The sequence below is a fragment of the Actinomadura sp. CNU-125 genome, assembly GCF_001942465.1.
Classification (GTDB): Bacteria; Actinomycetota; Actinomycetes; order Streptosporangiales; family Streptosporangiaceae; genus Spirillospora.
This window is the reverse complement of record NZ_MKJY01000491.1, coordinates 1-1,996: the sequence shown is the minus strand read 5'-3', so window position 1 is coordinate 1,996 and position 1,996 is coordinate 1. Positions and strand designations below refer to the sequence as shown.

The window sequence follows — 1,996 nt, the reverse complement described above, 5'->3', positions numbered from 1 at the left end:
TCGCGGCCCGCCGGTTCACGCACGCCGACCGGCTTGCGGTCGGGCCAGCGCCGCGGGTCGCGGAGCCCGTACAGGCCCTTGCTCACGTCGTACCCGTCGGCGGCGAGCCGCTGCCGCGCGCGGACGAGCATGTCGCGGGTGTTCTTGGCGAACGCGTAGTCGTGCAGCCGCTCGGGCACCGAGTTCATCGCCAGCCGGAACGAGCGGAGCGAGGCGGTGACGCCCGCCTGCGGCACCTCCGGCAGCGCCCCGTACATCGCGCGGGCCCAGTCGGGGAGCGAGTAGTAGCACAGCGCCCCGAACGGGAACCAGCCGGGCTTTCCGGGCGCGAGGAACTTCAGGTTCTCCGGCATCGTCGGCCACATCAGGAACCGGACGGTCTCGGCGGCCTCCTCGGTGACCCGCAGGTGCGGCCGCATGCTCGCGAAGTACTGCTCCATCTCGGCGACGCTGCCCGGGACGTCCTCGGCGTGCAGCCCGACGTGCACCGCCGAATGCCGCTGCTCGTCGAGGTACCGGTCGGCCATCGCGTCCGTCAGCGGCAGCCCCGCGCGCCGCGCGACCTCCAGGTAGGAGTACACCTCGGCGCAGTGCACCCACAGCAGCAGCTCGGGCTGGTCGAGCCGCTCCCGCTTGCCGGTGTCGTGGTTGAGGATGCGCAGGCTCCGGTGGATCTCGCGGACGCGGTAGGCGGCCGCCTCGACCTCCTCCTCGCTGCCGAACGTGGACAGGCCCACGAAGTCGGACGTCCGCTGGAGGCGCCCGAACGGGTCCTCGCGGAAGTTGGAGTTCTGCCAGACGCCCCACATCGCCACCGGGTGAAGGGCCTGCAGCATGAGGCTGCGGACGCCTCCGACCCACATGGCCCGGTCGATGTGCACGCGCCAGGTGACGCTCTCGGGTGGCTGGACGGTCGCCGACATACGCTACGCACCTCCGTGAGACAAACTTCCGTAAGTGTGTCATTACATCGTCGCCGGTGCGACACCGCCCCCCGCCCGCCCGCCGCCGCGGTGCCGTCGAACGAGTCATAGCCGTCATATCGCAAACGTTCCACGATGCATTGCCCGACCAATTCCCGCCCCTTCCCTTGCCGATAACGATCACCGGGGAGAAAGGACGTGCGGGCGCCATCGGCGCCCCGCCCCGATGACCACCGGAAGGGACGAACAATGCCGATCGAAGGGCGCCGAACGCTCGTCGCCGCCGTCGCGGCGCTCGCAGCAGCGGGCACGTCCGTCCTGGTCACAGCACCAGTAATGGCCGACTCCGGGAAAACGAAGACATACCAAGCCGTCCTCGACCCGCTGAACGGCCAGACCGGCTCCGGAACCCTCACCCTCGAATTGGACGGCCGCACCGCGACGATCGTCGAGCACTATTCGGGGCTCGCGGGCAAACTCGACGGGCGGCCCTACCCGCACCTCCAGCACATTCACGGCGGCGCCCGGGGCGAATGCCCGGCGCCGAGCGCCGACACCAACGGCGACGGCGTCGTCAGCACCGTCGAGGGCAAGCCCGCCTACGGCCCGATCCGGACCACCCTCTCCGTCCGGGGCGACACCTCGCCCACCGCCGGGACCGACCTGGAGATCGCGCCCCACGGCGCCGCCCTCGATTACCAGCGCGTCATCGAACTCGACGATGCCACCCTCGCATCGCTCCGCGAAGGCACCGCGGTCGTCGTCGTCCACGGCCTCGACCCGTCCCTCATCGGAGAGAAGGCCCGGAACGCGGGCAGCGAACTCGTGCCCTCGCTGCCGCTCGCCGCCACCGCGCCCGCCCTCTGCGGCGCCCTCCGGCCCATGGCCGCGGGCGGCGCCGACACCGGCGCCGGCGGCACCGCCGGACCCGGCACCCGCGTCCTCGGCCTCGGCCTCCTCGCCCTCTCCGGCGCGGCCCTCGCGCTCGCCGCCCGCCGCCGCCCGTCCCGATGACCGGGCAGGGCCGCGACGCCGGTCGCGCTCGCGGCCCTCGCGGCGCCGCCCTCACCGCC

General features: G+C 72.5%; 2 protein-coding genes. One reads left to right on the top strand and one right to left on the bottom strand.

All coding sequences use genetic code 11. The features are described 5' to 3' along the window. Positions 1-923: oxygenase MpaB family protein (locus tag BJF79_RS38620; RefSeq protein WP_075904820.1), on the bottom strand; the 923-nt coding region annotated here is incomplete at its 3' end. A gap of 249 nt (positions 924-1,172) precedes the next feature. Here BJF79_RS38620 and BJF79_RS38615 point away from each other — a divergent pair. Beyond that, a complete protein-coding gene (locus tag BJF79_RS38615) occupies positions 1,173-1,937 on the top strand; it encodes a hypothetical protein (RefSeq protein WP_075904818.1) in 765 nt (254 codons plus the stop codon). Positions 1,938-1,996: the final 59 nt, after the last annotated feature.

What these genes read in the sequence shown, in the direction of transcription:
- BJF79_RS38615 (WP_075904818.1), top strand. Translation starts at nt 1,173, where the DNA reads ATGCCGATCGAAGGGCGCCGAACGCTCGTCGCCGCCGTCGCGGCGCTC.